The organism is Plantactinospora sp. DSM 117369 (assembly GCF_053764795.1).
Genome location: NZ_CM132446.1, coordinates 725,160 through 748,625 on the forward strand (window position 1 = coordinate 725,160; position 23,466 = coordinate 748,625).

General features: G+C 67.7%; 14 protein-coding genes and 1 pseudogene. 10 read left to right on the forward strand and 5 right to left on the reverse strand.

All coding sequences use genetic code 11. The features are described from left to right. Nucleotides 1–81: 81 nt before the first annotated feature. The 6 genes from ACSMXO_RS03390 to ACSMXO_RS03415 all read left to right on the forward strand — a co-directional run bounded on the left by ACSMXO_RS03390 (nucleotide 82) and on the right by ACSMXO_RS03415 (nucleotide 7,014). Entirely contained in the window at nucleotides 82–1,527 is a 1,446-nt protein-coding gene (locus ACSMXO_RS03390; protein WP_455416664.1) for a family 43 glycosylhydrolase, read from the forward strand. Nucleotides 1,528–1,846: 319 nt separating this feature from the next. Beyond that, a complete protein-coding gene (locus tag ACSMXO_RS03395; protein ID WP_455416665.1) occupies nucleotides 1,847–2,734 on the forward strand; it encodes a hypothetical protein in 888 nt (295 codons plus the stop codon). Continuing rightward, nucleotides 2,731–3,897: a hypothetical protein gene (locus ACSMXO_RS03400; RefSeq protein ID WP_346260997.1), complete on the forward strand. Its 1,167-nt coding sequence runs from the start codon at nucleotides 2,731–2,733 to the stop codon at nucleotides 3,895–3,897. Before ACSMXO_RS03395 ends, ACSMXO_RS03400 begins: the two co-directional genes overlap by 4 nt. Continuing rightward, entirely contained in the window at nucleotides 3,894–4,121 is a 228-nt protein-coding gene (locus ACSMXO_RS03405; RefSeq protein ID WP_455416666.1) for a hypothetical protein, read from the forward strand. Before ACSMXO_RS03400 ends, ACSMXO_RS03405 begins: the two co-directional genes overlap by 4 nt. Then, complete coding sequence (locus tag ACSMXO_RS03410) at nucleotides 4,118–5,641, forward strand: hypothetical protein (protein WP_455416667.1); 1,524 nt, start codon at nucleotides 4,118–4,120, stop codon at nucleotides 5,639–5,641. The genes ACSMXO_RS03405 and ACSMXO_RS03410 overlap by 4 nt, the downstream gene beginning before the upstream one ends. A gap of 17 nt (nucleotides 5,642–5,658) precedes the next feature. Further along, nucleotides 5,659–7,014, forward strand: coding sequence for an AAA domain-containing protein (locus ACSMXO_RS03415; protein ID WP_455419158.1), 1,356 nt, complete (start codon nucleotides 5,659–5,661; stop codon nucleotides 7,012–7,014). Nucleotides 7,015–9,320: 2,306 nt separating this feature from the next. Here the strand turns inward: ACSMXO_RS03415 and ACSMXO_RS03420 are convergent. From ACSMXO_RS03420 to ACSMXO_RS03435, 4 genes are all read right to left on the reverse strand, one after another. Continuing rightward, the gene (locus ACSMXO_RS03420; RefSeq protein ID WP_455416668.1) at nucleotides 9,321–11,759 is read right to left on the reverse strand and encodes a sensor histidine kinase; all 2,439 of its coding nucleotides are present in this window, start codon (nucleotides 11,757–11,759) and stop codon (nucleotides 9,321–9,323) included. 49 nt (nucleotides 11,760–11,808) lie between these two features. Beyond that, on the reverse strand, nucleotides 11,809–13,512 hold the full coding sequence (locus ACSMXO_RS03425; RefSeq protein ID WP_455416669.1) for an Eco57I restriction-modification methylase domain-containing protein: 1,704 nt from the start codon (nucleotides 13,510–13,512) through the stop codon (nucleotides 11,809–11,811). 188 nt (nucleotides 13,513–13,700) lie between these two features. Continuing rightward, nucleotides 13,701–14,264, reverse strand: a complete 564-nt coding sequence (locus ACSMXO_RS03430; RefSeq protein WP_455416670.1) for a flavoprotein — start codon at nucleotides 14,262–14,264, stop codon at nucleotides 13,701–13,703. Beyond that, a complete protein-coding gene (locus ACSMXO_RS03435) occupies nucleotides 14,261–15,517 on the reverse strand; it encodes a helix-turn-helix transcriptional regulator (RefSeq protein WP_455416671.1) in 1,257 nt (418 codons plus the stop codon). Before ACSMXO_RS03435 ends, ACSMXO_RS03430 begins: the two co-directional genes overlap by 4 nt. Nucleotides 15,518–15,761: 244 nt before the next feature. On the opposite strand from ACSMXO_RS03435, the gene ACSMXO_RS03440 reads away from it, so the two are divergent. The 3 genes and pseudogenes from ACSMXO_RS03440 to ACSMXO_RS03450 all read left to right on the forward strand — a co-directional run bounded on the left by ACSMXO_RS03440 (nucleotide 15,762) and on the right by ACSMXO_RS03450 (nucleotide 17,753). Next, nucleotides 15,762–16,022 (forward strand): hypothetical protein, encoded by a 261-nt coding sequence (locus tag ACSMXO_RS03440; RefSeq protein WP_455416672.1) that lies wholly within the window; start codon nucleotides 15,762–15,764, stop codon nucleotides 16,020–16,022. Then, nucleotides 16,019–16,243: pseudogene (locus tag ACSMXO_RS03445) on the forward strand (DivIVA domain-containing protein); the annotation flags it as partial. The gene ACSMXO_RS03440 and the pseudogene ACSMXO_RS03445, both read left to right, overlap by 4 nt. A 940-nt stretch (nucleotides 16,244–17,183) precedes the next feature. Then, entirely contained in the window at nucleotides 17,184–17,753 is a 570-nt protein-coding gene (locus ACSMXO_RS03450) for a hypothetical protein (protein WP_455416673.1), read from the forward strand. Between the two features lie 96 nt (nucleotides 17,754–17,849). On the opposite strand, the gene ACSMXO_RS03455 is transcribed toward ACSMXO_RS03450, so the two are convergent. Continuing rightward, complete coding sequence (locus tag ACSMXO_RS03455; protein WP_455416674.1) at nucleotides 17,850–21,266, reverse strand: S8 family serine peptidase; 3,417 nt, start codon at nucleotides 21,264–21,266, stop codon at nucleotides 17,850–17,852. A gap of 311 nt (nucleotides 21,267–21,577) precedes the next feature. Between ACSMXO_RS03455 and ACSMXO_RS03460 the strand changes: the two genes are divergently transcribed. After that, nucleotides 21,578–23,449, forward strand: coding sequence for a LamG-like jellyroll fold domain-containing protein (locus ACSMXO_RS03460; RefSeq protein ID WP_455416675.1), 1,872 nt, complete (start codon nucleotides 21,578–21,580; stop codon nucleotides 23,447–23,449). The last annotated feature ends 17 nt before the right edge of the window (nucleotides 23,450–23,466 follow it).

Sequence of the window (23,466 nt, forward strand, 5' to 3'; positions counted from 1 at the left end):
GAGGCGATTGACCTACGTTGATGCATGAAGCCGGCTCCCGGGCGACCGTCTTCGTTATGACCCCTGCCCTCGGGAGCACCCATGCGCCTCACACGATTGCGCTCTGTCATCGCCGCCGTGGCCGTCTGTGTCGTCGGATCGGTCGGCGCCGTCACCGCCGTCACCGCGGCCTCCGCCGCCGCCGGATGCTCGGCGACCTACCGGATCGGGTCACAGTGGCCCGGCGGGTTCACCGGCACCGTCGACCTCACCAACCTCGGTGACCCGCTCGACGGCTGGGCCCTGACCTGGTCGTTCACCGCCGGGCAGCAGGTCAGCCAGGGCTGGAGCGCCGTCTTCAGCCAGAGCGGGACCCAGGTGACCGCCCGCAACCAGAGCTGGAACGCCGGGCTCGGCACCGGCGCCCAGGTCAGCATCGGCTTCAACGCGTCGTGGAACAACTCGACCAACCCGGCGCCGACCAACCTTGCGCTCAACGGCGTCGCCTGCACCGGGGCGACCGCCCCGACGAGCGCGGTGCCGACGACCGGCGCGCCGACGACCGCGCCGCCGACCACCGCACCGCCGCGTACCACCTTCACGAACCCGCTGAAGACGCGCGGCCCGGATCCGTGGCTGACGTACTACAACGGGTACTACTACCTGGCCACGACGACCTGGAACAACACGATCACGATGCGCCGCTCGCGCACGCTGGGCGGCCTGGCCACCGCGCCGGACACGCTGCTGTTCACGCTGACCCGCCCGAACGGTGCCGGCACGATGTGGGCGCCGGAGTTCCACCTGCTGGACGGGCCGAACGGGCGGCGCTGGTACTTCTACTACACCGCCGGCCGCGAGCCCTTCGACCTGGGCAGCCAGCGGATTCACGTGCTGGAGAGCGCGGGGTTGGATCCGATGGGGCCGTACACGTTCAAGGCGGACCTGCTCGACCCGACCGCGGACAACACCTGGGAGCTGGACCCCGGCATCCTGCAACTCAACGGCAATCTGTACCTGCTCGGGACGTTCTACAACGGGTCGCAGCCGATGTTCATCCGGCCGCTGTCCAACCCGTGGACCGCCAGTGGTACCCGACGGATCCTGTCCACGCCGACCTACAGCTGGGAGACGGTCGGTGGTGCGGTGAACGAGGGTGCGGAGGTGTTGCAGCGCAACGGCCGGACGTTCATCGTCTACTCGGCCAGCCACTGCTCCACCCCGGACTACAAGCTGGGCATGCTCACCTACAACGGTGGCGATCCGCTCAACTCGTCGTCGTGGGTGAAGTCGCCGCAGCCGGTGTTCCAGCGCAGCAACGCCAACGGCGTGTACGGGCCGGGCCACAACGGCTTCTTCACGTCGCCCGACGGCACCGAGGACTGGATCGTCTACCACGCCAACAGCTCGGCCAACGGCGGCTGCGACATGAACCGCTCCACGCGCGCCCAGAAGTTCACCTGGAACGCCGACGGCACACCCAACTTCGGCACGCCGGTGCCACTCGGTGCGCAGCTGGCCGTACCGTCCGGCGAGCCGGCCGCCTGACTGCGGACCGGGTAACCGAAAGGCTTTCGAAAAGAATTTCGGAACAGAGGGCGTCCGAGACTCGATGCATAGACCGTCGTCTTGACGTGCCTGTCCTGATGTGACTAGATTGCCGAAAAGGATTTCGGGGCACGGTGCCCCAATGGGTCCCCGGCTGGTGGCTCCGACCTGTGCCCGGCTCGTCCGGGCCGCCAGCCGGTCCCAGGCGCTTTGTGCGCGGTGCTCGGGGGCAGTGGTGGGGCGGCGCGTCCCGGTGTTCGTCGGCGACACGAGATCCGGGTGATTGCTGGAGAACACTGGAACTTGTACCCTCCGGCTCGTGGCCGGGTCCGTGGAAGCGCTGGAGCGCAGGATCGACGCCCTCCGGGCCGAGATCCGCCGCTCGGTGGTGGCCCGGGACACGGCCCGTGCGAAGGGACTCCGCGCTGAGCTGCGGGCCGCCGAGCAGGAGTGGGAAGCGGCCATCACCGAGCTGGCCGAGCAGGCCGGAGATACCGGTGACGCGCCACCCGCCGCTGCCGGCCGGTCGTCCGGCGGTTCGCTTCTTCCGGTACGCGACCAGGTGCACCACGCCCTCACCCTGCTCTCGGTGCCGGCGGCGCCGAAGCTGGTCGCCGAGGTGCACGCCGCGTTCTTCGGCACGGCGGCGGCCGGTGCGCTGGCCGCCGGCAAGCTCACCCACCTGCGCCGGGATGAGAAGCGCTCGTTCTCCTCGGCGCCGTACTCGCGGCCGTACTATCTCTGCGCGGCGCTGACCGCCGAGCACCTGGCACCGGCGCGCGGCCTGGTCGCGGTCTCCACCTGGCCGCTGGAGCGGCGGATCGTCGGCCCGCTCAGCCCCCGGGTCGACTTCCTCACCGCCGCCGTCCGGGTCGCCGAACGGGCCGGTACGGTGCCGGCCCGCAACGCCGCCCTGGCCCGGCTGGTGTGGCGGTTCGCCAGCAACATCCCCGGTGCGCTCGGCGTCGCCGGCCAGCGGGGCACAGTGGACCCGCTGACCGTGATCAGGGCCGCCGAGGCGGAGCGGGCAGTGCACGCGGACGCCGACCGGGCGCACCGGGCGGCAGCGGCCGAGCGGGCTCGCCGGCAGCTCGACCAGGTCGACCAGCTCTTCGGCAACACGCTGCGGACCCTTCCGGGCACCCTGACCCGGCGGGGCGGGACGATGCCGCGGGACAACCCGACGGTCCAGGAGAAGACGGCATGACGAGCATCAGCATGGGCACCGGCAGGAGCACCGCCGAGCGGCTGGCCGCGATCCGGGGCGGTGCCAAGCCGAAGCGGCACAACGCCCGTACCATCGCCGCGCTGACCCGCAATCCCGGGTGTACCCGGCGGGCGGTGCTGGACACGGCCGGGGTGGACAAGCAGCGGCTTGCGGCGTATATCGACTTTCCGGCCCGGTTCGGGCAGTCCGGGTTCGCCATCGCCCGGGGCAACGCGTTCGAGGTGCAGGTGAAGGCGAGCGGCGCCGCCGAGCTGGTGAAACTGCTCCGGGAACGGCTCGGGCTGCCGATCCCCGAGGTGGCGTACGACGACCTGGAGACGGTGACCGGGCGGGAGAAGGAGACCCCGGAGGTCCGGTACGCCCGCTCCCGCGCCCTGCTGCTCCGGGCCGCCGCCGGGGAGGACGGCGCCGGCACGCTCTTCGACCACCCGCTGCTCGCACTGGACGTGGCCGGCCAGCGGGTCTATCTCGAACCGGACCTGATCGCATTCCAGCACGAGGGGCGCTTCCACGTCGTCGAGATCAAGTCGTTCGCGGTGGTGGACGGGCAGGCCGACCCGGGCAAGGTCTCGGCGGCGGCGATCCAGTCCGCCGTCTATGTGCTGGCGATGCGCCAGATGCTGGCCGAGGCCGGGCACGACCCCGAGATCGTGGCGCACGATGTCGTGCTCGTCTGCCCGCGCGACTTCTCCAACCAGCCCACGGCGGTGCTGGTCGACGTACGCAAGCAGTTGGCCGTGCTGCGGCGGCAGCTCGGCCGGATGACGAAGGTCGAGGCGATGCTGGCCGCCCTGCCGCCGAACCTGAGTTTCGACCTGGCGCCGGACGCCGACGGGGTGCCGACCCGGGCCCCGGAGGCGCTGGTCGACGCGCTGCACACCATCGACGCCCGGTACGCCCCGGACTGCCTGTCGGTCTGCGAGCTGGCCTACTTCTGCCGGGCCGAGGCGCGCGGCTGCACCGCCGCGCTCGGCACCTCGGCCCGGGAGGAGTTGGGCGGGATCGAACGGGTCGAGACCGCGCTCGGGCTGGCGAAGGGTGAGCTGACCCCGGCCGAGGAGCAGGAGGAGGCGGCGACGCTGCTCCGGAACGCTGCCCGGCTCCGCGCCGAGGTGCTGGCGCCGGCTGGGGCGGCGGGATGACGCTGCGGCCGCTGCCGCCCGGCCCTGCCGGGTTGGAGCTGTTGTCCAGCTCTGCCGGGTTGGAGCTGTTGCTCGGGTCCGCCGGGTCGGACATCCTCGGGCGCAGACTGTCGAGCTGGGTGCACAACCGGGGCACCTGCCTGGTCCCTGGCGCTCGGCTGGCGGCGGACGCTCGGGTGACAGCGGTTGCCGGGCCGGTGACGGGTGCCGAGGCGGTGGCGTGAGCACGTTGACCGCGCTGGCCAGGGCCGAGGCGGTGGCGGCCGGGCACGCCCAGCGGATCACGACGGTACGCCACCTGCACGTCGCGGACCGGCCGCTGGTCTTCATCCCGCTCAGCATGGCCGGCGAGGCGAACGCGCCCCTGGCCGCGCTGGTCGGTACCGCGCCGGCCGACCCGAAACTGCTGGTGGTGCCGCAGCCGCGTAACCGGGACCAGCGGTTCGGCTTCGCCGCCGAGCTCGCCGAAGTGCTGCTGCCCTATCTGGACAGCTTCCGCGGTGTCACGGAGGCGGTCACGGCCAACCGGGGCAAGGAGGTCCGCTACCGGTACGTCGACGCGCCGCAGATGCTGGTGCCCAACTCGGCGGGGATCGGGTTCGTCCGGTTGTTCGGGCGGTCGACGCGGTTCCGGCGTACCGACGGGGATTATCCGGTGCATCCGTCGGTACCGTTGCTCGGGCAGTGGTTGACCTTCCTGGCGGACCGGGCCGAACACCCCGGCTCGGGGATGCTGCTGGCGATGACCGAGGCGCTCGGGCTGCACTGGGCGACCGGGCAGTCCGCGTTGGAGGACGCGCATCTGGCGGCGCTGCTGGCCTGGATCGACCCGGAGGACGGGCTGAGTGGGGCGGACGCGGCGGTGGTGGCCGAGGATCCGCTGCGCTGGCCGCCGGCCGGCCCGGCGACGGATCCGACCTTCGACAACGAGGTCCTGGCGCCGGCGATGGCCGCCTACGAGGAGGCGGTGGCGAGCGGAGACGAGCTGCGGCGAGGGCGGGCTCGGGGCGTACTCGAAGAAGCCGTGCGGTCCCAGCTCACGCCGACCTGGGAGCTGATGTGGCGGGGCGTCGCGCTGCTCCGGGAACTGCCGGTCGGATCGCGGGTGGACGGGCGCTGGGCCGAGGACCGGGACGTCTTCAGCAACTTCGCGCTCTACGTTGACGGGGGCGGCTATCCGCAGCCGCGCCGGGACGGGGCGGTCAACGCGGCGCAACGACTGCACCGGCTCGAACGGGCGTTGCAGTCGTACGCCGTGCAGCGCGCCTACGACGACCCGCTGGTGATGGCCGACTACCGGCTGACCGGGGAGGCTTTCGTGGGTGAGGTGACGCTGGCGGACGCGCACCGGATCGACGACAGCGGGAAGCGGCGGGTGCTGCGGCCTCGGATCCAGGTGACGACGAGTGATCCGGTGCAGGTGACGGTGGGGGCGGTGCTGCACTCGCCGAGCCGGCCGGGGCAGAAGGCGCGGGTGGTCAACGTGGCGCCGGATCCGGCGTCGGGCCGGACGGACGTGGTGCTGGAGCTGTCGGGCGGGTTGGGGCGGTCGCTTAGTCCGGCGCCGGGGAGCGTGCCGGAGGTGGGGGACCGGCTCTGCTACACGACGTTGTCGGACTCGTTCATGCCGCCGGGGGAGTTCCCGAGCCGGGAGGAGACGCCGTGGACGCACGGCGGGCCCCCGCAGGCGTACGAGGAGCCGGTGGAGCCGAGTGTCGACGATGCTCGGGAGGAGTGGTCGTGAGTTCCTCTGGCTTGCTGATGCCCCGTGGCGGGGCCGGGCGGTTGGTGCCGCCGCCGGGTGAGGCGGCGCGGCGGGTGATCGGGGAGGTGCTGGCCGACCTGCACAGCGGGGACCATCGTGGGGTGGTGGTCGACTCGCCGCCGGGGGCGGGAAAGTCGACGCTGGTGGTGCGGGCGGCGGGGGAGCTGGCCGAGGCGGGCGAGCCGCTGATCGTGATCGCGCAGACCAATGAGCAGGTCGATGATCTGATCGACCGGTTGGCGCAGGCCAAGCCGGAGCTGCCGATCGGGCGGTTGTCGGCAAACGAATACACGGCGACGGACCGGATCAAGAACTATTCGACAGTCCGGGTCGCGGCGAAGGTCGCGGACCTGGGCGGGTCGTCCGTGATCATCGGTACGGCCGCCAAGTGGGCGCTGGTGCCGGAGGGGCGCTGGCCGTGGGCGATCGTGGACGAGGCGTACCAGATGCGCTCCGACGCGCTGCTGCGGGTGGCGGGGCGGTTCGACCGGGCGCTGTTCGTGGGTGATCCGGGGCAGTTGGATCCGTTCTCGACGGTGGAGACGGAGCGCTGGACCGGACTGACCTGGGATCCGATGCAGTCGGCGGTGGCGGCACTGTTGCGGCACAACCCGGAGCTGCCGGTACACCGGTTGCCGGTGTCGTGGCGGCTGCCGGCGTCGGCGGCCCCGGTGGTGGCGGAGGCGTTCTATCCGTTCACGGGCTTCTCGGCGGGGACGACGGCGGACCAGCGGTCGCTGTCGTTCGCTGCGGCGGGGTTCGGCGGTGGGGCGGTGGACGAGGCGTTGGAGATGGCGGCGGCCACCGGGTGGGCGTTGTACGAGCTGCCGGCGCGGCACACGTTGCGGACCGATGGGGAGGCGGCGGCGGCTTGTGCGCGGTTGGCGTTGCGGGTGTTGGAGCGGGGGGCGGTGGCGGTGTCGGAGCGGGCGCCTGGGGGTGCGCCGGTTACCGCTGACCGGATCGCGGTCGGGGCGGCGCATCGGGACCAGGTGGCGGCGATCCGGGCGCGGCTCGGGGCGGCCGGGGCCGGCATCACGGTGGACACGGCGAACCGGTTGCAGGGACGCGAGTACGACGTGGTGATCGTGCTGCATCCGTTGTCGGGGCGGCGGGACGCGACGGCGTTCCACCTGGAGGCGGGGCGGTTGTGCGTGCTGGTGTCGCGGCATCGGCACGCGTGTGTGGTGGTGGCGCGGGCGGGGATCAGCGAGTTGCTGGACGCGCATCCGTCGACCGAGCCGGTGCACCTGAACGTACCGGTGAAGTTCCCGGACGGCTGGGAAGCGAATCAGGCAGTAATGGAACACCTAGCGCAGGGTGGCGTCGGTCGTCGCACACCGTGGCCATAAGGACTGAGCCTTACGCCGGACACTCAGAGTAGTGTCCTCGACGGAAGCTGGACGCCATCGTTGCCGCTGCGGTGACCGTCCGTGCGGAGCTTTGGGCCCATCGATGCATTTGATCCAGGCAATTATCTTCCCCGGCAACCTCTTGTGTGGTCAGTCTTGGTGCTTCTGAGTCCAATAACCGGTCGTCGAAACCCCGTGGATCAGCGATTCATCGATAGTGCCTAGAACCATTACCGTGTCACTCGAGTGGTTAATAATAGGTGTGTGCTCGGCCCTCGAGGCACGGGGTCAAAGGAAAATACTCCCGTAGTGCGCGAACCATCAGTGGCATCCAACCCGTCGAGCCGATCGGGCAGAGTAGAGAAAATGCGATGGTGCGCGTGTAGCGCCTCAAAATGTCCGCCGAGGCACAAGGTCAAGGGCGCCATTGATGCGTTCGCCGGTATCGATTCCCACAAGCGTTAGGGTGCGTAAAGCGTTAGCGAGGTCGTGTGCGCGGACACCCTGTGCTACCAGCCATCGGGAAACGTCAACCACCGTACCAGCCGGAACCCCAATGCCCCTAGCTACCCTTTTCGCAAGGTTGTCGTGTGCGAGCAAGGTGTAGCCTCGGCCCTTTGCGTGCAGAATGCTTGCAGCCTCGCCAAGATTAGCTTTCGGATGAGTCTTCGCTGGTTTTCCTGTCAATGCTTCTCTCTCAGCCTCAAGACGAGCCAGCTCCGCCAACAGTGCATCGATTGCCGGCGCGTCGGAGTCAGTGAGTTCAGGGCCAATGATCAACCACGAGGAGCCCGTTCCATCGAATGCCGCCGCTGCTTCCCCGACTGAATCGCGTCGCTTCGCATGAACAATGATCTCTTCTCGTACAGCCGGGACCCAATGAGTTCGGCTCCTACACCAGTGCCTCATCTGGCTCCGAAGAAATTCCGAGTAGCCAAAGCAGAGGAGTGGCCCAGTGTCAGCGACATAATGTGTACTGTGGTTCAGGCGTAAAGGGATGCGACGAGCAGCTCTCGAACCCACGATGGCCTACTCCTGTGCGCCAGGTGTCCGGGTAACAGTGTGATTGTATGAGTCGGGCCACTCACTATTCTGAGTGAGCTCGCCGCCATCATCGGAGCCCGCTCCTCGTAATCTCCATCGGTCGGTGGACACCACGAGTGCTAGCAGCTCGGGGTCGGAATCTTCTTCCAGTAGATCGCGCGCCGCCCACGGCTCGTCGGCATACGGGGGCCAGTCGTCAGGCTGAAGCCGGACAGCAGCAGATGCGCTAAGCGGGAAATCGATCACCGAGTAGTCAGAATTTATTCCAACAACAGGATCCGGGACCGGAACTTGGTCCAACGGTCCGCCGTGGAGCTTAGCAGCGAGGGTGGCAACTGACTGAACGTCATGAGAGTCGTCGGCGCTAAATTCCTCAATCTCGTACGTTACGCCGGCCCGCCACCATCGGGGGCCAAGGAAATTACTCAATGGGCCAGTGTAGCGTACGCGGTCCAACCTCGTCTTAAGTTCACTCTCGCTGGCCAGCACCTTGTCCAAAGAGTCAACGGTGAGGCCAAGGGAGATTGCGAGCCTTGCGCGATCAATCAAGAAGGTTGGGAATGGTAGAGCCTTCTGTAGAAACCACCGAAGCCAGGCGCGACCGGCGGTCCTTTGAGCCACAACATGCTGCGGTGGCCTGCACTGCTCAATCTGCCACCGGGCGTCATCTGTCCAAGGACTTGTGGGAAGTTGAAGCCATGTTGCGCCGGGATCGCCAGACCCTGCGCCCCACTCAGTTGGTAGTGCTGCCGCAGCCTTAGCGAGCGCCGCTATGCGTTGCGCAGGGGAAGCCTCCTCCTTGGATAGAGTCGTTGGCCGTTTGTCAAACACCCACTCAAGATTGTAATGGCCTGCCAGGAGGTACTCTCGGGCGGCAGTAGGGAGACCAGCCCCGATCTTGTCAAACTCGCCTGTCCGCAAGGTGAAGGCAACACCAGCCCTCGGCGGCCCTTGGCGTTCTCCGCTGCCTTCGACATGCGACCGCAACACCGACGCTAGGCTAAGTCCGTCCGGAACCCTGAGGGTTAGTGGGATCTTCGGTTGGTCACGTCCAGGCCAGTTGTCCAGATATTGATCTAGAACTACCGTTGTAGCTTGCCGTAGAAGATCCAATTCTAGCTCATCCGGTGATACGGCGACTGCGTCAACGTCCTGGTCGAGGAGCAGCTCCGCGAACGAGCTTTGATCTTCATCATCAACAATCACTACCAAGGGGCGGCGTTGAGGGGTGTCTGCCAGAGAACCGAGGGGTGGCGCAGAACTCATCGTCGCTCCTGAGGGTCTGGAAGGTCTACGCGTACCGACGTCGCAAATTCCGGGGGTGGTGTAACGAATTGTATGGAGCCGCGGTAGTCTTCCACAAGTGCCCGCGTGATCGGAAGACCGAGACCAAGGCCTTGCCCAAGAACCTCGTTGACCTCAATCGTTGTACTTTCGAATGGCTGGAACCATCGCTCGGCTTCGTCTAGATCGACTGCCACCCCAGTGTTGTGCACAAGGAGCGTCACGCCTTTGGCTCCGAGCCGTGTGCCGCTCACGTGGACATGGCCCGGAGAGCCCGCATTCTTAACAGCGTTTGTCAGGAGGTTCGTGAGCAAGATGCCGACTTCCGCTGGAAACATTGGCGGGGTTCGCACATCCTCTGTCAGGTCGTCTGTGATGTCGACCTGACGCTGCACCGCCTGATCTGTCAGAAGGCGCCGTACCACTTTAAGTCGATCGCTTACCGGGATTCTAGATCGTCGTCTCCTCGGGTCAGCGATGAGAACATCAGTCAGGTAGCTGCTCTGACGGGCAAGGGTATGTGTTAGATCGTCGAGAGCACGGACGACGCGTCGAATCCTCTGCACATGGCGTGGAGCGAGCTCCGAATCTGTTGCTAACGGTGTAAGCAACTCCTTGACAGTGTGTGCTTGTCCGAGCATACCGTTGACGTCGTGGATGAAGGCGCCTAATTGAAGCCCAACACTTGCAAGTACACGTAGGTCCGGCTGTATCGACCTGAGGCGTTCTAGCTCTAACTCTAGCGCCCGGAATCCAGCAGTAAGTTGACTAAGCGATTGCGGAGGTGGCTGTAGATGGGTACTAATACGTAGCCGTTCGACGGTGGTGCGAGCTGTCTCAATCACCTGCCTGGTCGACGGGGTCAGTAGCGCGGGGTCGAGCGCTTTAGCGGGTGCGGGTGGAGGCGTACTTGAGTTGCCCGCTGGAGTGGAGGGCTCGGCGATTGATGTTTGGGGAGACTGTTCCGCAGAGGGAGGCTCACCTCCGCTGCGCCCGTTTGAGGTCCATCCCGTCTTGGCTTCGTCTTGCGTGGCGGAAGCCCGTACCGACTCTTCCTCCCGGGCACGTTCTCTTTCGGCAACCTGATTAGATACGGCCCTTCGTACACGTACGCTGAGACGGATTCCTGTCTGTACCAATTCTACTAGCGTCTCGTAGGTAGAGTCTGGAACGAATCCTTCGCGGTTAACCAGACTGCGAAGACCGCTTGAATTGTCTTCCGTTAAGAAGACGGCGCCAAAATAGCCGAGGTTCGAAGTAGCTGAAAGTGCCTCGCGCTTATCGAGCTCAAGTTGGTCACTGCTGGCCTGGTCGATGTCAATCTTGTAGAAGCGGGGGCCTGTTCGATACTCGCGATCGATGCTTAGCCAGTCGTCGCCGTACTCTCCGTAGGGCAAGACCCTGAAGCCTTCTAGATAGACTCGGACGCCGCTGTTGGCGCGCACGAATCCTGCAAGTGGTCCTCGGCGGGAACTCGAATTGGGGGCGGTGAAAATGCGAGCTTGGAAGCGAGGTCGCCTAGTTGCTGGGGATGATTTTGCGAACGAATATGTACGCGCAGCTGGCTCGCTTTGAGCGTAGGCTTTCAGAGGTGAAATCTGGTACTGGACTACCTCTTGGAGTGCGTCAATCTCTATAAGCCACTCAAAGTTGGTACCAGCTTTCAGCCATAAGTCCTCACCGATGTCGAAGTCACCTGTAAGGTGAACCTGGAATCCTGGGTCATCGGGATTGACTACATCTCGAATTATAGGATTTGTTATCAGAGGCGAGCCTTGAATCTGGCCGTTCGGCCAAGTTGGATCGGCTAACGCTGGTGGTGGCTGTGATGTTTGCAACTCCGCTACGAATACTGCCAGCTGGCGTTCTGACCATGTGGATCGGAGTCTGCCGAGCTCGATAACTGTTCCAGCGTTTAGGGATGATTGAGAGGGCAGCAACTCCTCTATGTCAATCCCCTCAAGGAGGTTGTCTAATGTATCCTGGGCCTCAATAAGATCCCAATCTATACTCGCGCGAACGCCGGAAGCCGAGAGACTTTGGTCTTGGTTCAGGGTGTCCGGGATGCTGACGACGCGAAGATACGCAGCGAGCTTGTGTGCTGCGAGTCTTCCGATTCCTTTTTGGCCTGTGTATCTACGGAGGTACCTGGGGGATCTGCGTCGCTGCCCTTCCTTGTCGCGCCCTGCGATTCGCAAGAAGGCGGACCTGAACCTCTCCGCCGTCATCCCGTGACCATTGTCGACGACCCTTATGCTAGCAGCGGCGGTGCCCAGAGAGTGCGCATCCAGAATGACTTCTGAAGCGTCGGCGTCGTACGCATTCTTGATCAGCTCGAGAACCGCTGTGCTCTCGCGTCCGACTAGCAACTCGCCTAGCTCGCGGAGAAGGTGCGTGTCTACGGTGAAGCCAGCCATGGTACCCGACCTTCCCTCAGTTTCCGGATGCAGCTCGCCGTATCTGAATTCACATCGGAGATATTACTAGATTTAGGGGAACCGGGAGGGCCCGGAGCGCGCGCGGCTCGATCTTTACTGACCCGCCTTGATACTCCCTGCCAATAAATCGCAAACATTGCTGCCCATGTTCGCTTCTCAGCCAGCTTGTTAGTTGTGCAGCTGTCCAGGGAGCGAGGGAGTCCAGGTAGATTCCGTAGAGGTTATTGCTGCCAACGGCACCAACTTCGTTGAGGATGACACGGTGAGCAGTCTTACCGACCGGAGCCAGAAATATGTCTGGGGCATGTACAATTTCGACGGTGTGCCACTCCTTCCGCTGTCTTGCCAGGTGACTATTGTGAGCCCCCCGGCGCCTTCCCTCTGCGAGAAACTCCCTTAAAGCGGGGTCGCCGAGAGCTGCGTCGGATCCATTTAGATCGAGTAGCCAGCGAGGGAGTCCCATTTGGCCAATGCGGCTATGAGTTGGTTCGGTTAGGATGTCAACGGGACAATGAGACGCTTTGACAAGTGCCGGTCGCAACGTCTTATCGGGCAACCTCGACTCGGATCGGCGCTCATCCGTGAGGAAAAAGTAGCTGTTTGCGCCGGTAGCTACTCCACGGCGGATGCGCGCGACGGTTCCTAGAGGTATTGAATCCTCTATGTGTTGTCGTTGTCGTGGGCTGTAGAGTAGCTTAGTGAAGGTTGGCGGGCAGGGAGCGTTCCTGTCGAAACGTGCCTCAGTGTCAATGGTCACCGAATTCTTTTGTGGGGAGCCGGTCAGATCAACTGCTCGTGCGATGAATGGCTGCCGAGTTTTTCTCTCTGGGCCGACTAGTAGGATCATTGCAGTTACCTTTGTTCCTGGGAATACCTCCAGCCGGCTTGGGAAGAGGTCTATTTCGATTCGACGCCTACGAGAGTTCCATATGTAGGAGCGCAGCTCTCGGCCGTATCTAGTCTCACACCACGATCCAGGTAAGAGGAGGCACATGGCGTCGGCGGCTCCGAGCGACCGGAGCGTTGCCGCTACGAAATATGCGGATAGTCCTGCGAGTCCACTTGTGATCAGGTCTCCGGCCGCGCTTTTTGCAAGTTGTTTATCCTTTGCCTCCATCTCTTGATGTCTTGTGTAGGGTGGATTTCCTAGCACTAAGCGAGGTCCCTGTAGCGTTGGCCAGTGTTCATCAATCCATTTTAGATAGTTCGCAACGGCAAGATCGACCTTGCCTTTCTTCTTGCGGGAGCTCCCCCGGGCAATGCTTGCATCTACACGGGCCGCGAGTAACCCTAGAGTAACGACATTGATGTCGACCGCTACGGTGGTGGACGCAGACCACTCTGTTTGTGCTGCTAAGGTGAATGCTCCGACGCCAGCGCCTGGATCAATAATATGCGTAGGCGTATGCTTCATTACCTTCTTTGACTTCTCCACCATGTATGCCACGATGGCGGGCGGAGTAAAGAAGGTTCCGAGAAATCTTCGATTTGCGCCACTTACTAGTTGCTCATATACATCTGCGAAGATATCTCTTTCTTGATCCCGGAGAGCATCGTGGACCTCGCGCACCATCTCTTGGTCTAGCTCATCCGTTGCGCACGCTATCCAGGACTTTAGGGCCGGTGGCCAGTGCGTGTAAGTTTCTGGCGCGAGAGCCTTTGCCAGTGCTCCCAGGGCGGCCAGGCGTCGTCGTTCCTCCGTTGTGGCCCCAGGGACGAGCTTCGAGGCCATGGGCTTTCCCTCATGCTCGTCCGCCCAGCGGACGAGCATGGTTGCTGAGGAGGATAGTCCGGGGGGTAGGCGTCGCACGGGCGCCAGCCTAGTCTGGCAGGAGTCACCTACGCGAACCTCCGCTGGTCGCGGAAGGCATCCCTCTAGTTGCCGGCTAGGGGGTAGCGACGCAGCGAAGCCCGACATCGTCACCTCTCACCTCTTGGTCGGCGAGATCCCGTCCGAGGTGTCTTGGTCGGCAGCTTCGGGACCTGCGCAGCGATAAGCGACCAATCGAGCTGAGCGTTGCGGTCGACAGCCCGGGGTGTATCTGACAAGACCCAAGTTACGCCGGCGGAGCCGAGGAGTTGCAGGCTGGGAGCGTATCGGGGATGTCTAGCTAGTCCTTCTTTGAGAAAGGGCATGGCAACGATCGGCAGCCCGAGGCCGAGTACCTCGTTGAGGATGCCGAGGGCGAGGGTGTCGTTGATACCGAGCGCCCACTTGTTGATGGTGTTGAAGGTGGCGGGGGCGACCAGCACCGCATCTGCCTTTGGCAGCAGATCCGGCTGGTCAGGTTTGCGGCGCTCAGAGCGAACAGGGTTACCCGTCTGCTGCCTTAGGGCCTCCTGATCGATCCAGCTTGCGGCTGTTGGCGTGGCGATGACCCAAACCGCCCAGCCGTCCTCCATCAGCAGTTCGATGAGTTCGTCAATCTGAAGTACTGGGGGAGCAGCGCAGACTACGAGGTAGAGGACTGGTGGCTCACTCATGTCAGCAAGCCTGCTCGCTCGGCGAGCGGCCGGAGGCCGGGTGTGGCCGAGCGGCGTTCTTTGGACATGAGGTCGAGCAGCAGGGCTCGGGCCTGCACGTTGACGCGTACGGACTCTGGGGCGACTCGTTCCGCCTCCAGCAGGTGCAGTACCGCGAGCGAGCCGCCATCGGACGTCATGGCGGTGGCCGCTGCCAGGTCTAGGTGCACCTGAGCCCGTCGGCCGACGAGCGCGGACGGCAGACGCGAGGTGTCGAGCTTCGTGCCGATCTCGATGGCTCGGGCGCCGTTGCCGGCCTTCACCGCTGCTGAAACGCTGTGGATCAGGACGTTGGTCGGGCCGAAGCCCGTCCACAGCCGGTTTTGATCCGTCTTCAGCTCTGCGGCCAAGGTTCTGCCCTCGGTCAGCCGGGCATTCGCTGCCGGGGTCTGCCCTTGCCGTGCGGCGATGATGGCGGCCAGGAGCAGCAGGGCGCCGTGGGCCGAGAGCAGATTGAGATCAGAGCTGTGCCTGTTCTGCGCCAATTGCTCGATGCTGTCCTGAGTCACTCGCTCGGCTTCGTCCATCCGCCCCGGCAGCCGAAGTAGCGCGCAGGCAGCCTGGTAGGCAGCGATGGAGGTGAGCCCCAGGTCATCGGCGACTCGTGCGGCGGTAGCCGCCCGATCGGCGGCAAGCAAAGCTGTGTCGCCATCTCCGATTTTCACGGCGACCTTCGAGGCCGCGATGTAGGCAGCGGCCAGCAGCCGGAACGCGCTGCTGCGCTGCGGCCACGAGCCCTTGTTCGTCAGCTCGGTGGAGTGTCGGAGCAACTCGGGCAGGAGACGAGCAACCGTGCTGTAGCTCGCTCGGTGGTAGAGGGCGTGGACGCGGGCAACGTCGCGTCGTAACTCGGTGACGGTGCGAACGGGCCGCTCCGGCTGCGTCGCGGGCAGATAGTCGGTCAGGAAGGCGCGGAGATCGCCAAGCAACTCGGCTCGGACGGCGGCCGAGGAGGAGGAATGACGCGAGTCGTCTCCCATGGTCTGTCCCCGTCGGATCGGTGTAATCACATCGCAGAGCATGTCGTCGAGCTGGTCCAGCGTGACCTTTAGCACCTCGGCGATACGCGTCCGGTGCCAGGGCTGCGGATCGGTCTCGGCGCTCTCCCACCGTACGACGGTCGACCGCTCCACCCCGAGGAGTTCAGCCAGCCGTTCCTGGCTGTACCCGAGCGTCTTGCGGCGCTGGCAGAGCCGGTGTCGTTTCAATGCCACAGCAACCCCCTCCATACGCACGCCACTCTAGTGACACTCCGTCGATCGAGCAGACACCCATATGCCTCAGTTTTGCGCCGATCGGGCTCCCAAACCGCTGTAGTCCCTGCTCACGTTCATCGAAAAGGTGAAGTGGTGGACCGGGGCGGGTGCTGGGCTCCGGTCGGTACGACGCGCGGTCGTACCGGTCGTCCCCGCCCGCCTCGGCGCCAACTCATCAACGGGACAGAGCGAGGGAGGGTCAATGGGACAGGCCGGTGAACTGTTGGACGAGCTGCCGTTGCCGCCGTACGTGACCGCCGAGGACGTCGGCTTCGCGGTACGGGCGATCACGGTCCATGCCCCCGAGCGGTGGCCCGCCGGACTGCTCTGCCGCAACGACCGTGCTCCACACCCGTGCCGACTACACCGCTGGGGCCAACGGGTCCTTGCCCAACGCGGTCTCACCGCCGCCGAGGTAACCGCTCTCGTCACCCACTACCAGGCATCGCAGGTACGGGCATGATCTACCGATCCGGTGAACGTCTGCGCCCCGCCGTCATCCGCGTCGCCTCCGCCGTGATGCGCCGCCGCTGGCGCGGTCTCGACCCGGAGGAGGTCTACGAATTCCTCCGCCTGGTCGCCAACGAGGTCGAACGCCTCGAACGCGAAGCCACCACCGCCCGCAGCCAGGCAGAACGCGTCCGCCAGGGCCTACGCCAGTGGCAGTCCCGACACATCGGCTGCAAATTCGCCGACCCACCCGCCGACCCCGGACCCCCACGACACCCCCGACTCACCTCCGGCATCCGTCGGCCCGTCGACAACACCGGCCAGGACCAGCAACCCCGCAACGGCGGCCACTGGTGAGCGCCCCACACTGGGTGATCCACCTACCCACCACCCTCACCAGCCACCAGGCGGCCGTCGACCTACTCACCGCGCTACGCGCCTCACTCGCCCATGTGCCCGTACTCGACTTCGGCGAAGCGACCCTCTCTGCGGAGGACGAGCAGTCGACGCGTACCCGGATCTGGTGTGACGCCGCGATCGGCGAACCCCGCGCCGGCCCCGGCAGCCGACGCTGCGACCGGTTCGTCAACCACCCGGGACCCCTGCGCCGACTGACCACGCCCGACCTGGGCGCCCGAGCGTCGGGCCACCACCTCACAGCCCGGCGACGTGTCCCCGCCGTGTCCGCCGCCTCTACTAGGGTGCCCTCTCGGAGGATCCATCGAGGCGTGCGCCGCCGACCACCACCAGGTCGAGGTCCGTCACTGAGCCCTACCAGCCGACCTCCGGTTCGCCCACCGGGTCGTACCCGCACCAGTCGACGGACCCGCACCTGCCGCCACCCGTCGACCCGTACGCCAGCCCGCCGCTCGATCCCGACCTGCCGCCGCCGGTCGACCCGTACATCGGCCCGCTGCCCGGCCAGGAACCGCCGTCACCGCCGGGCGGCTATCGCTAGCAGCGGCGTCGCCGGCCGGGCGCGGTCACCCGACTCCGGTCCGGCCACGGCAGGTCGAGCCGGGGGAGCGTGGCACCGGCGCGCTTCATCCACATCGAATCACACCGCCCAGCACCAGATACCGCCAATTCCGTCGTGTCCGGCGCCACAGGGCATCCATGCCGAAATGTGCCAGGATAGCCGTACATGGATGTCTGACCTCTGCGGGAGGATCGAGTGGCGTTCTGGCGCGTCCGAGATCGGATACGGCTCGAAGCGGGGCACGTCCTCGATCTGGCCTCCGGCGGTGGCGCCTTCAGCATCCAGTACTGCGAAACGGCGCGGACCGCCAAACGTCCCGCACACGGTAAGGCTGAGCAGCGAATCCAGTGCGGCCACTGCGGGCAGACGGTGCCCTTCACCGTCTACTCCACCTCACTGACCCGGCGGCGTCGCTTCGCCGCGTACGGTCTCGGTGCCGCCCTGCTGGCCGCCGCCGCCCTGGTCTACGGCATCGGCATCGACGCGGTGGTCGAGGCCGACAGCCCACTGTGGCCGCTGCTCCTCACCGCTGCGGAGATAGTCCTGATCGTGCTCGCCCTGGTCTTCCTCTGCTACGCCGCGCTGTTCGAGTACGGCGTCAGTTCGCCCCGGCTCTGGCGTGGCGGGCCGCTGCCGCGCGACGACCACCTTGCGATGTTCGACCCGCACCTCGGCACCAAGCCGCTGGCCCGAAGCGGCCGGGTCAGCTCCTCGGTCCACCACCATCACACCGACGACCGTCCCGCCGGGTCAGGTTCCACCTGACCCACCAAGACCGCCCGGCAGGGCGTCGCCACCATCGGATCGGCCCCGCCGCAGCCCCTCCGAGGGATGCGGCGAGGCCGACCGTCATCGGGCCGGTTACCGGGTCGGGGCGTACCGGTAGGCGCGGATGATCGTCTGGGTCACCGCGTTGCCGGCGCTGTCGGCGGCGCTGGCCCGCAGCGAGACGTATCCGCTGCCGGCCGGCGTCCGCACCTGCGCCGCGCCGTCCTGCACCGTCGCCGGCCGCCAGCTCGCGCCGTCGTCGAACGACACCTCGACGGTACGCCGGACCAGCGTGCCGACCCGCGCCCCCGGCTGTGCCGCCACCACCACCGGTACGGCGTGCAGCCGACCCGCCGGTGCCGAGTTCTGTGCGTCCAGCTCGGGCGCGAACCGGACCACCCAGACCGGCAGCGACTCCGGAGCCGTCCCGGCGACGGTCCCGGAGCGGAAGGTCCAGGCCAGCTCGGTCCGGGTCGACAGCGCGAACGGCTCGGCCCGCTCGGCCCGCACCTCCAGCCGGTACGCCCCGTCGCCGGCCGGCGCCTCGATGCTGCCCCATGGCCCGTCCGGTACGCCGCCGACCCGCTCACCGCCGCTGAACAGGGCCACCTCGCCACCGGCCAGGGTGCTGTCCCCGGGCCGTCCGGCCCCGTCGCCGTGCAGCGGCACGCCGACCGTGATGGTGTTCCCGAGCCGACTCACTCCGGGCCACTCGCCGTCGGTGGGCGGCAGCACCGGCCCGAACACGGCCCGGTTCCACCGCTCGACGTACGTCCGCCCGGCCTGGTACGCCGTCTCCGTCACCGTCGTCACCCGGGAGACCGGCTCGTCGGCCACCCATTCGAGGAAGTCGCCCCCGACCTCCACCCCCGGATCCGTGTTGTAGTACTCGGTACGCCGGAACGGCAGCCGGAACCGCAGATCCGGCCCGAAGTTGCCGACGCCGAGATCGGCCAGCCCGTTGCGTACCCGTTTCGTGCCGATCGTCGCCGCGCCGGACCGGGCGAAGTCGGCGCATACCTCGGCCAGTTCGCGGTCGGCGACAGCGCGCTGGTAGCCGTGCGTCATCCGGCCCCGGACGGGATAGAAGAGCGAGTAGAGGTACGGGCTGTCGTCGGTGCCGCCCGCCGCGTCGGCCTGGGCCCACTGGCCGGCGACGATCGAGGTGAACCGGTCGGTCGTGGTGTCCGGCCCGATCCGCCCGGTGAACAGGTTGGCGAACGATTCACCCAGCACCACCACCCCGGCCGTCCCACCCGGCCGCTCGGTGTACGCCGCCACCTCGGCGGTGACCTGCCGGGCGGACGGGCGCGGCACGGTCACCGACACCGGCCGGGCCAGCCGGGCGTCGAGGGTGACCGCACGCGGCCGGTCGACGACGAGATCGGGCTGGGCGAGCAGGGCGGCCGAGGTCGGTACCGGGTCGGGCTTGCCGTCTCCGTCGGCGTCGCCACCACCCGGGCCCAGCGGGGTCTGCACCATGCCGGCCAGCGTGTAGTGGCCGGCCGGCACCCGGACGGTCACCACACCGTCCCCGTCGTCGTCGCCCCGCCAGCCGAACTGCACCGTCGCACTGTCCCGCTTGGTCAGTTGGGTGCTGAACGACGACGACGCGGCGCCGGCCCGGTCCAGGTGGGTCAGCGTCACGTCGTAACTCTCGACCTCCCGGTGCACCGCGACCGGGGTACGCACCACCAGGTCACCGGCGGTCGCGGTCAGCCAGCCGCCCAGGTGGCCGTCCGGCCCGGGGACCCGGGTATCGGCACTGACCCGCACCGTCGCCGTGCCGCCGGCCGGTACCAGTACCGACGGCGGGTCCACGGTGAAGGTCCCGGCCGGCAGCGGGGTGCCGTCCGGACCGTACGTCTCGGTCGCCAGCGTCAGGGTCACCGGGGCCGAGCCGGAGTTGGTGTAGCTGAGGTCCTTCACCTGCACCGGGTCGTCGGAGTGCGGCCACGCCTGCCGGGCGAAGCCGATCCCGCCGGGCGCGGCCGTCACCGGCTGCCGGACCGCCCGGGCCAGGTCGAGCCGCCCGGCGCCCTGGGCGTACACGCCGTGGTCGGGGTTCGGGGTGGCCGAGGCCATCAGTGCCGCCTTGAGCTGCTGGCCGGACCAGTCCGGATGCCGCTGGGCCAGGATCGCGGCGGCCCCGGCCACGTGCGGTGCGGCCATCGACGTGCCGGAGAGGGTCGTGTAGCCGTCGCCGGGTGCGCCGGGCACGTCGGCCGCGTCCCGGCCCCGAGCCGCCTCGATGCCCACCCCGGGCGCGGTGATCTCCGGCTTCAGCCCGTCGTCCGGCGCGTTCGGCCCGCGCCGGGAGAAGTCCGCCACCGCGTCCGCGTCGTCCACCGCGCCGACCGTCAGGGCCGCCTCGGCGGTGCCGGGTGACGAGATCGCCCCCTCGACCACCCCACCGTCGGTGTTGCCGGCCGAGACCACGAAGAGCGTCCCGTACTGCTCGCTGAGGGACTGCACCGCCGCCTCGACCGGGTCGACCACGGCCGGGTCGTCCTCGCCGCCGAGGCTCAGGTTGACCACCTTCGCCCGCTGGTCGGCCGCCGCCCATTCCATCCCGGCGAGGATCCACGACTCGGGGCAGCCCGGCAGCCCGCAGACCTTGCCGTCGAGCAGCTTCGCCCCGGGCGCCACCCCGGTGAACCGGCCGGCACCGGTGCCGGCGACCGTCGCCGCCACGTGCGTACCGTGGCCGGAGAGGTCGGCGTCGGGCTCGAAGCCCTCGGTGAAGTTGCGCCGCGCCACCACCTGGCCTTCCAGGTCCGGGTGGCTGTCGTCGATGCCGCTGTCCAGCACCGCGACCGTGCTGCCGGCGCCGCGGAACCCGGCGGCCCAGGCCGCCGGGGCGCCGACCCGGGGCACGCTGACATCGAGCGCCGGCTGGCGGAGCCCGTCCAGCCAGATCTTCCCGACGCCGTTCCGGAGGGTACGCGCCGATGCCTCCCCACCGCCGACCAACGCGCGCCAGGACTCGGCCGCGCCACCGTGCGGCTGCCGTACCGCCACGCCACCGACCACCGGCAGGTCGCGTACCTTCTCCAGCCCGGCGATGCCGCCGACGTCCGGGGCGCCTCCCGAACCGCCGCGCCGGTTCGAGGCGTCCGGGGCGGCGGTCACGATCAGCGGCAGGTGGTTCCGCCGGTCGTATCCGGACTCCACCAGCCCGGTCACCTCGAAGAGCCGTGGATCGAGCCGACCGGCCGCCAGCAGCGGTACGGCGTCGCTCGGCAGTACGCTCACCCGACCCCGGTCGGTGGTGGTCACGAACCGCACGCCGGCCCGGCCGGATCCGGGTCGTACGGACACCCGGCCGCCGGGGTACACGGTGACCCGGTCCCCGGTGACCAGGGTGACCGTCCGCTCCCCGCCCGGGGCGGGTCGGGGTGTCCCAGTCGGTGGCGGCGGGGCGGCCAGGCCGTCCCCGGGTACGGCGACTCCCGCCGCCAGCACCGTGACGGCCAGCAGGCCGGCACCGAAGCCTCTCGGCAACCTCATGCGCGTTCCTCCGTTGTCCGACGTTGTCCCCTGTGGAAGGGGTCGACCCCGACGGCCGGCCGGCGCCGGTCGAGCGGATCACCCTCTTCACGACAGCGCGGTCGGAAAGGTTGCCCGCCGCCGATCGCCCGAGCCGTGCGCGTGCGGTTCCCGGGAGCGTCATCGAGACCGAGCGGCACGCTGTGCCGGCGGTCGGTCGCCCGGTGAGGTTTCACGCCGAGTTCGGGTGCTGTTGCCCGCCGGCCTGACCGGTGTTCGCCCGGCCGGCACGTACTGTCGGCAAACCGTCCCGGTATCCGAGGAGGACGATCATGCGACAGAGCCCGAGCCGGCGCGGATTCCTCCAGGGCGCCGGACTGGTCGGGGCCGGGCTGGTCAGCGGCGCCACCACCGGCGCTCTGCTGCCGGCCGCCACGCTGGCCTGGCGGCGGATCGGTGACGACGGCGACCGGGACACCGACCCCGACTCGCCCCGGTTCACCCTCGCCGTCATCCCGGACACCCAGTATCTCTTCGACGGTGACCGGGGCGACAGCGCGCCGCTGGCGGCGACACTGCGCTGGATCGTGGCGCACCGGGCGGAGCGGAACATCGTCTTCACCGCCCACCTGGGGGACATCGTCGAGAACGCGGCCGCCGCCGAGCTGGCCGAGGCGGGCCGGGTCTTCGAGATCCTCGACCGGCGCCGGGTGCCGTACAGCGTGCTGGCCGGCAACCACGACATCGACGCGTCCACCACCGACCAGCGTGGACCGAGCTCCTACCTGGAGGTCTTCGGGCCACACCGGGTACGCCGGCTGCCGACGTACGGCGGGGCCACGGCGGACGGCTACAACACGTACCACGTATTCTCCGCCGCCGGGCGCGAGTGGCTGCTGCTGGCGCTGGACTGGCGGCCGTCGGACGGCACGCTCGACTGGGCGAGGTCGGTGCTGGCGGCGCATCCGACCAGCCCGGCCATCCTGACCACCCACGACCTGGCGGACGCCGACCCGACCGGGGCGACCTGGCTCTCCGAGCACGGCCAGCGGCTCTGGGACCGGCTGGTCGGTGGCAGCGACCAGATCTTCCTCACCCTCAACGGGCACTACTGGCCGCCGGGCCGGCTGGTGCTGCGCAACGCCGCCGGCCGGGACGTGCAGGTGCACATCACCAACTACCAGAACCGCTACTACGGCGGCGGCGGGATGGTCCGGCTGTACTCGTTCGACCTGGCCCGGAACACGATCGACGTCGAGACGCTGTCGCCGTGGATCCTCGGCCAGCCGGCGGAGCGGCGCAACGCGCTGGCCCGGCGGGAGGTCGAGCTGACCGACCCGGCCAACCGGTTCAGCCTGGCGGTCGACTTCGCCGACCGGTTCGCCGGCTTCGCCCCGGTCACCCGGCGCCCGCCGCGCGGGCCGGCCGCCGTGGTCGGCGACGGCACCGTCGCGTACTGGCGGTTCGACCAGGGGCGCCCGGACGGCGAGACGGTGCCGGACGGGTTTCGGGTCGAGGATCTCTCCGGCCGGGGCAACCACCTGACCCGGCTCAGCCTGCCTGGCAGCCCGCCGGAGGCGCTGCGCTGGTCGGCCGAACACCACGACGACCAGCCGGCCCACGCGAGCCTCTTCTTCTCCGGCGGCTTCTCCGGCGGCCGTCAGCCAGCCCAGGGCGGTTACCTGCGTACCGTCGACAGCGCGCCGCTGAACGCGGCGACGTTCGCGCAGGGTTACACGGTCGAGGCGTTCGTGAAGCTGCCGGCCGACGTCCGGGAGAGCGGCTCGGACGGGATGGGCATCCTGAGCCGGTTCGGTGCCGGCCGGGACGCCGGCAAGACCGGGGCCGACCCGGCGGAGCCGATCGCGCTGCTCGGGCTCTCCGCCGGGATGATGCTGAAGTGGGCCGTCTTCCCGGTCGACCTGGACGGCATCGTCGCCAACTGGGGGCACGAACTGCCGGCCGGGGAGTGGTGCCACGTCGCGGTGGTGAACGACGGCCGGCTCAGCACCCTCTACGTCGAGGGCGCGCGGCTGCTCCGAAACCCCTCCGTACCGGTGTCCGGGCTGGCCACCTCCGGCGAGCCGTGGCTGGTCGGGGCGGGACACCGCGACCGGATCGTGCGGCAGGGCTTCTACGGGTGGATCGGCGACATCCGGATCGCCGACCGGCCGCTCCCGGTGGACCGCTTCCTCCGGGCCTGACCTCCCCGGCACCGCCC